The sequence below is a fragment of the Dyella sp. genome (genome assembly GCF_035508675.1).
Lineage (GTDB): Bacteria > Pseudomonadota > Gammaproteobacteria > Xanthomonadales > Rhodanobacteraceae > Dyella_B.
In genome coordinates, this window is sequence record NZ_DATJMN010000070.1 from 1 (window position 1) to 6,649 (window position 6,649).

Below are 6,649 nucleotides of genomic sequence, written 5' to 3' on the forward strand. Positions count from 1 at the left end.
CGCCCCTCACGCCAAATCCCCCAAAACAGCCGAAAAAGCTAGGTTTTTCTGGGCTTTTGGGCGGAATTGGGGCCAATAGAAACAAGGCCCTTGTATCTTTAGGAGGGGGACGCTCTATCCAACTGAGCTACGGGGGCATGGGCTGGAAAGCCTGATGGGGCGCGATTTTGGCATGGATCGGCGGGGAGCGCGATCCATCGGAAACCGGCCGGGGCGGCGCGCCTGATAGAATAGGAATTTCCCCACATTCGCGGCGCCATCTGGCGTCAGGCTCAGGAGTACGCATGTCCCACGAAATCCTCAAGGCGCTCGGTCTTACCGGCGAGCAATCGGGCACTTATCTCGGCCAGGGCGAGTGGTCCAAGACCACCAACGCCGGCACCTTGCAGCCGGTGAACCCGGCTACGGGCGAAGTGATCGGTACCGTGCATGCTTCGAGTGCCGCCGATTACGACATCCTCATCAAGCGCGCCCAGGAAGCCTTCAAGGTCTGGCGTACCACCCCTGCCCCGCAGCGTGGCGAAGCGGTGCGCCTGTGCGGCGAAGCGCTGCGCAAGCACAAAGACGCGCTGGGCTCGCTGGTCGCGCTGGAGATGGGCAAGATCAAGCCGGAGGGCGATGGTGAAGTGCAGGAGATGATCGACATCGCCGATTTCGCGGTCGGCCAGAGCCGCATGCTCTATGGCTACACCATGCACTCGGAGCGCCCCGGCCATCGCATGTACGAGCAATACCATCCGCTCGGCATCGTCGGCATCATCAGCGCGTTCAACTTCCCGGTGGCGGTGTGGGCGTGGAACGCCATGCTTGCTGCGATCTGTGGCGACATCTGCATCTGGAAGCCCTCGCCGAAAACGCCGCTGTCGGCGATCGCCACCATGAAGATCTGCAACGAAGCGCTGAAGGAAGGCGGCTTCCCGGATCTGTTCTTCCTGTTCAACGACGCCGGCACGGAGCTCTCGCAGGCGTTCGTCGACGACCACCGCATTCCGCTGATCAGCTTTACCGGCTCCACCAAGGTCGGCCGCTTGGTCGGCGAGCGCGTAGCCAAACGCATGGGCCGTTCGTTGCTGGAACTGGGCGGCAACAACGCGATCATCGTGGATGAAAGCGCGGACCTGAAGCTGGCGATTCCTGCGATCGTGTTCGGCGCCGTCGGCACCGCCGGCCAACGCTGCACCTCCACGCGCCGTTTGTTCGTGCATGAGTCGATCATCAACGACGTGACCGACAAGCTGGTGGCCGCCTACAAGCAGGTGGAAGGCAAGATCGGCGATCCCACGCTCGCCACCACGCTGATGGGCCCGCTCAACAGCAAGGAAGCCGTCAGCGCGTATCTGGCTGCCATCGAAAAGGCGAAGGCCAGCGGCGGTACGGTGCGCACCGGCGGCGCGGCGCTAGCCGATCGCAAGGGCAATTTCGTATTGCCCGCCATCGTTACGGGGCTGAAGAACAGCGACGAAGTGGTGCAGACGGAAACCTTCGCGCCGATTCTCTATGTAATGCCGTTCAAGACGGTGGACGAAGCGATCGAACTGCAGAACAGCGTGCCGCAGGGCCTGTCTTCCTCCATCTTCACGCAGAACCTGAAGGCGGCGGAGCAGTATTTGTCGGCTGCAGGTTCGGATTGCGGCATCGCCAACGTCAACATCGGCACCTCCGGTGCGGAGATCGGCGGCGCGTTCGGCGGCGAGAAGGAAACCGGCGGCGGTCGCGAGTCCGGTTCGGATGCGTGGAAGGTGTATATGCGCCGGCAGACCAATACGATCAATTATTCCGATGCGTTGCCGTTGGCGCAGGGAATCAAGTTCGATCTGTAAGCGTGCAGGTTGGGGTGAGGCATCGCCGCACCCCAACCCGCTATGCATGACAACGTTGGGGTTCGCCTACGCTCACCCCAACCTACGCCGCGATGACAGCATCGAAGAGGCAGCATGACCTCCTCTCCTTTCAACTTGCACAACTACCGCGTCGTCATCGCCGGCGGCAGCAAGGGCATCGGCCGCAGCATGGCGCTGGCGTTCGCCGCATCCGGCGCAGCCGTATCGATCTGCGCACGCGGGCGGGCTGCGCTGGATGAAACGGCCAAGGCCATCGCTGCCCACGGCGTACGGGTGCATGCGCAATCATGCGACCTGGGCGAGGCATCGGCCATCGACGCCTACATCAACGCCGCCGGCGAAACGCTCGGCGGCATCGACGTGCTGATCAACAACGCCAGTGGCTACGGCTTCGCCGATACGGAAGAGGACTGGGCGGCGGTCTTCAACATCGACATAATGGCGGCCGTGCGCGCCTCGCGCGCCGCCCTGCCGCACCTGGCCAAGTCGCCGCACGCCAGCATCCTGCACACCAGTTCCATCGCCGCCCTGCATCCGCGCCCCCATATGCCATCCTACGGCGCGATGAAAGCGGCGCTCTCCCACTACACCACCTCGCAAGCGCTGGCACTGGCTGCGCAGCGCATTCGCGTGAACGCCATTGCGCCGGGCTCCATCGAATTCGAAGGCGGCCTGTGGGACCGCTGCAAGCACGAAGATCCCACGCGTTACGCTACCGTGCTATCGAAAATCCCGTTCGGCCGCTACGGCACGCCGGAGGAAGTGGCGCACGTGGCGTTGTTCCTCGCCTCGCCATGGGCTGGTTGGGTGACGGGGCAGATCCTGTGCGTCGATGGTGGCCAGCAGTTATCCCGCTAAGTCAGGCATGGAGGTGAGGCTCATGAACGATCTCAAAAGCACCGAACGTTTCAGCAACCGCGTCACCGATTATGTCCGCTATCGCCCCACCTACCCCGAAGCCATGATCGACTGGCTGCGCAAGGCACACGGCGTGACGCCCGACTGGCGCGTCGCCGATATCGGTGCCGGCACCGGCATTTCCAGCAAACTGTTTCTAGATGCCGGCCACACCGTGATCGCGGTGGAACCCAATGCCGCGATGCGCGGTGCGGCGATCGAGTGGTTAGGAAGCCACCCCAACTTCCTCGCCGTGGACGGCCGGGCCGACGCCACCAACCTGGACGACGCCAGTGTCGATCTGGTTTCCGTGGCACAAGCGTTCCATTGGTTCGATCCGGTCAGCACCCGGCGCGAATTTCATCGCATTCTGCGCCCGGACGGTTTGGCAGCGATCTACTGGAACTCGCGCCGCCTGGTCGGCACGCCCTTCCTGGAAGGCTACGAAACGCTGCTGCAAACCTATGGCACCGACTACACCAGCGTGGCCGAACGCTATGCCGATGAACCGAGCATGCGCGAATGGTTTGGCGAGGGTTGGCGTGGCGCGGCCAGTTTCGATCATCGCCAGCTCTTAGATTTCGAGGCATTGCGCGGCAGGCTGATGTCCTCCTCGTATGCGCCCCAGGTTGGGCACCCCAGGCACGAACCCATGATCGAAGCACTGCGCGAGCTGTTCGACGCTTGCGCGGTGGACGGTCGGGTAAGCTTCGACTACGACACCCGCGTCTATATTGGTGAGGTCTGATGTATCGCTGGTTACGACCACTTTTGTTCCAACTTGACGCCGAAACCGCGCACGGCCTGACGCTGTATGGCCTGGACGTCGCCTGGCGCAGCGAGCTGATGCGCTTCGTCGCCACGCCGCCGGCCGACTTGCCGGTAACGGCTTTTGGCATCAGCTTCCCCAATCCGGTCGGGCTTGCGGCAGGGCTGGATAAGAACGCCGCCCACCTGGATGCGCTTGGCGCGCTCGGCTTCGGTTTTATCGAAGTAGGCACCGTCACGCCGCGACCGCAGATCGGCAACGACCGTCCGCGCCTGTTCCGCCTGCCGCAGCACGAAGCCATCATCAACCGCATGGGCTTCAACAACGACGGTGTCGATGCGCTGGTACGTAACGTGCAGGCATCCAGCTATCGCGGCATGCTCGGCATCAACATCGGCAAGAACAAGGACACGCCCAACGAGAAAGCGGTGGACGATTACCTGTTCTGCCTGGAACGCGTGTACGCACATGCCAGCTACATCACTGTCAACATCTCCTCGCCCAACACCAAGGGGCTGCGCGATCTGCAGGAAGAAACCACGCTGCGCCGTTTTATCGAAACGTTGCGCGAAGCGCAGGAGCGGCTCGGCTCGCAGCAAGGCCAACGCAAACCGATGCTGTTGAAGATCGCGCCCGATCTTGGCGAAGCCGAACTGGACAGCATGGCGGAAGTGTTGCTAGCTGCGAACGTGGATGGCGTCATCTGCACCAATACCACCATCGATCATTCGTCCGTCGCCAGCGATCCGCACGGCAACGAGGTCGGCGGCCTCTCCGGCAAGCCGTTGCGCACGCGCGCCACTGAAGTGGTGCGTGGCATGCGCCAACGTCTTGGCGAGCGCGTCGGCATCATCGGCGTGGGCGGCATTCTTGAGGGCGATGATGCGGTGGAAAAACGCCAGGCCGGCGCCCAATTGGTGCAGATCTATTCGGGCTTGATCTATCGCGGCCCCGAACTCGTCGCCGAGTGCGTAAATGAAATCCGCCGTCACCAGGACCATCCGGATGCACGCTGACCGCGTCGACATGGGCGGCTATACGCTGGTCGAAAACGCCTCGCTGCTCAAGCGCAACACGCTGCGCGTGGAAGCGCGCGCCAAGCTGCTGGCCGAGATACGCGACGCCAGCAAATTGCCGGAACTGCTGGACTTCCCCGCCATTCGCGCCAGCCGCCTGCTGGTGCTGGGCGAAGGCAGCAATATCCTGCTGACCGGCGATGTCGATGGCACCGTGCTGGCGATGGAAACACGTGGTGTACACGTCGAGCAGGAAGGCGATCTCACCCGCATTGCCGTCGCCGCGGGCGAACGCTGGGACGACTTCGTGCGCTGGACGCTTGGCCAGGGCTTCGCCGGCCTGGAAAACCTCATCCTTATCCCCGGCACCGTGGGCGCGGCGCCGATCCAGAACATCGGCGCCTACGGCACCGAAGTCGCCGAATTCATCGAGAGCGTGGAAGCCTGGGATCGCATCGAGCGGCGCGTGGTCACGCTGGATCGCGCAGCTTGCGCCTTCGGCTACCGCGATTCGCTGTTCAAGCACGAGCTCGATCGTTTCATCGTCACCGCGGTGCGCTTTGCCCTGCCCCGCCAGCATGCGCTGCGGCTGGACTATGCAGGTATTCGCGAAGAACTGGAACGCATGGGCGTAAGCAATCCGGCGCCGTTCCACGTCGCCGAAGCCGTCGTGCATCTGCGCACGCGCAAACTGCCCGATCCGGCCGTGATCGGCAATGCCGGCAGCTTCTTCAAGAACCCCATCGTGGACGCTGCGCAAGGGGAAGTGTTGAAGCACGCATATCCCGAACTCGTCGCGTGGCCCGGCAAGGACGGACACTGGAAACTCTCCGCCGCCTGGCTAATCGAAACGGCCGGCTTCAAAGGCATGCGCGAGGGCGATGCCGGCATCTCCAATCGCCACGCCCTGGTACTGGTCAATCACGGGAAGGCCAGCGGCCAGGCGCTTTGGACCTTCGCGGAGCGCGTGATCGATGGCGTGCATGCGCGCTTTGGTGTGCGTCTGGAGCCGGAGCCGGTGATCATCGACTAACCGCGTAGGCTGGGATGAAATCCCAGCCTACGGCCGGCCAAATCCAATCCGCCGCATGGCCTTCTCCACCACCTCTCTGCACGTTCTGACATGCAACAAAAAGGTCACCGAAAAATAGGCAATGCCGTAGGTCGACAACACGAACGCCGCCGTCAAGATCGGCCCCCATGCAGGCATGAAGTGTTCGACAGCCCATGCCACCAGCGCCGCAACCAACGCCGCCATCCATAGCTTGACCATCATCGATATCGCCACGCCCGTGCGGCCAAGCTTGCGATTCATCTTCCTGCGCAGCAGGTGAAACTCGATCCATCCCGCCACGCCGGCCGAAGCCGTCAGGCCGACCGCGCCCCACTGCATGGGAATGCCCAGCAGCTTTGGCAGCGACAAAGCGCTCGCCAGGCCAAGCGCCACCGTAAAGGCAAGCCGCACTAATGCATAGCGCAGCGGCGTGCGCGTGTCGCGCATGGCGTAATAGGTGGACGAATACAGCCGTCCAAACGTGGAAGCCAGCAATCCCACGCCGGAACCGGCCAGGATCGCCCACACGTAATACGCATCCTTGGCGGTGAACGCGCCGGTTTGATAGAGCGCCGCCACGATGACGTTGCCCAAGGCGAAGAACGCCATCGCGGACGGCACGATGAAGAACGCAATGCGTTCCAAGCCGTTGTTCAAGCGCGCGGAGAGTTTCGCGGCGACTTGTTCGTCCACGTGCTCACCGGCCATGCGCGAGAGGGTGGGCAGCTCCGACGCGGAAACGGCCATGCCGAACAGGCTTACCGGCAGCAGATTGATCGATGCGGCGGTGGTCATACCGGCGACGGCGCCGCTGCCCAGCAGCGTGGAAATGGCTTGGTCGACGAAAGCGCTGATCTGCACCACGCCACGCCCCACCGCCACGCCCAGGAAACTGCCGCCGACCTGCTTCACGTGCAGGCTTTGCAGATCCAGGCGCAAGCGCAGATTCGGCACCAGTTTCAGCACCGGACCAAGTTGCACCAGAAACTGCAGCAGGCACCCCAGCACCGTGCCCCATGCCAGGTACACGATCAGCCGATTCGCATCCAGGTGATGGAAGATCAGCATGGTC

General features: G+C 63.1%; 6 protein-coding genes. 5 read left to right on the forward strand and 1 reads right to left on the reverse strand.

Annotated features, from left to right (window positions below; translation table 11 throughout):
• Window positions 1–284 precede the first annotated feature (284 nt).
• The 5 genes from VMA74_RS04175 (at window position 285) to murB (ending at window position 5,556) form a co-directional block, all read left to right on the forward strand.
• Window positions 285–1,820 carry an aldehyde dehydrogenase family protein gene (locus VMA74_RS04175; protein WP_325365105.1) on the forward strand — a complete coding sequence of 512 codons (1,536 nt, stop codon included), beginning with the start codon at window positions 285–287 and terminating at the stop codon, window positions 1,818–1,820.
• 114 nt (window positions 1,821–1,934) lie between these two features.
• Complete coding sequence (locus tag VMA74_RS04180) at window positions 1,935–2,699, forward strand: SDR family NAD(P)-dependent oxidoreductase (RefSeq protein ID WP_325365108.1); 765 nt, start codon at window positions 1,935–1,937, stop codon at window positions 2,697–2,699.
• Between the two features lie 22 nt (window positions 2,700–2,721).
• Window positions 2,722–3,486 carry a class I SAM-dependent methyltransferase gene (locus tag VMA74_RS04185; protein ID WP_325365110.1) on the forward strand — a complete coding sequence of 255 codons (765 nt, stop codon included), beginning with the start codon at window positions 2,722–2,724 and terminating at the stop codon, window positions 3,484–3,486.
• Complete coding sequence (locus tag VMA74_RS04190; protein ID WP_325365112.1) at window positions 3,486–4,523, forward strand: quinone-dependent dihydroorotate dehydrogenase; 1,038 nt, start codon at window positions 3,486–3,488, stop codon at window positions 4,521–4,523. The genes VMA74_RS04185 and VMA74_RS04190 overlap by 1 nt, the downstream gene beginning before the upstream one ends.
• A gap of 10 nt (window positions 4,524–4,533) precedes the next feature.
• On the forward strand, window positions 4,534–5,556 hold the full coding sequence (gene murB, locus VMA74_RS04195; protein WP_325365116.1) for a UDP-N-acetylmuramate dehydrogenase: 1,023 nt from the start codon (window positions 4,534–4,536) through the stop codon (window positions 5,554–5,556).
• Between the two features lie 27 nt (window positions 5,557–5,583).
• Here murB and VMA74_RS04200 read toward each other — a convergent pair.
• On the reverse strand, window positions 5,584–6,649 hold a 1,066-nt coding region (locus VMA74_RS04200; RefSeq protein ID WP_325365114.1), incomplete at its 5' end, for a lipid II flippase MurJ.

Bases quoted from the DNA above. Each gene is read 5' to 3' on its own strand.
- murB (WP_325365116.1), top strand. From the start codon at position 4,534: ATGGGCGGCTATACGCTGGTCGAAAACGCCTCGCTGCTCAAGCGCAAC.
- VMA74_RS04180 (WP_325365108.1), top strand. From the start codon at position 1,935: ATGACCTCCTCTCCTTTCAACTTGCACAACTACCGCGTCGTCATCGCC.
- VMA74_RS04185 (WP_325365110.1), top strand. From the start codon at position 2,722: ATGAACGATCTCAAAAGCACCGAACGTTTCAGCAACCGCGTCACCGAT.
- VMA74_RS04175 (WP_325365105.1), top strand. From the start codon at position 285: ATGTCCCACGAAATCCTCAAGGCGCTCGGTCTTACCGGCGAGCAATCG.
- VMA74_RS04190 (WP_325365112.1), top strand. From the start codon at position 3,486: ATGTATCGCTGGTTACGACCACTTTTGTTCCAACTTGACGCCGAAACC.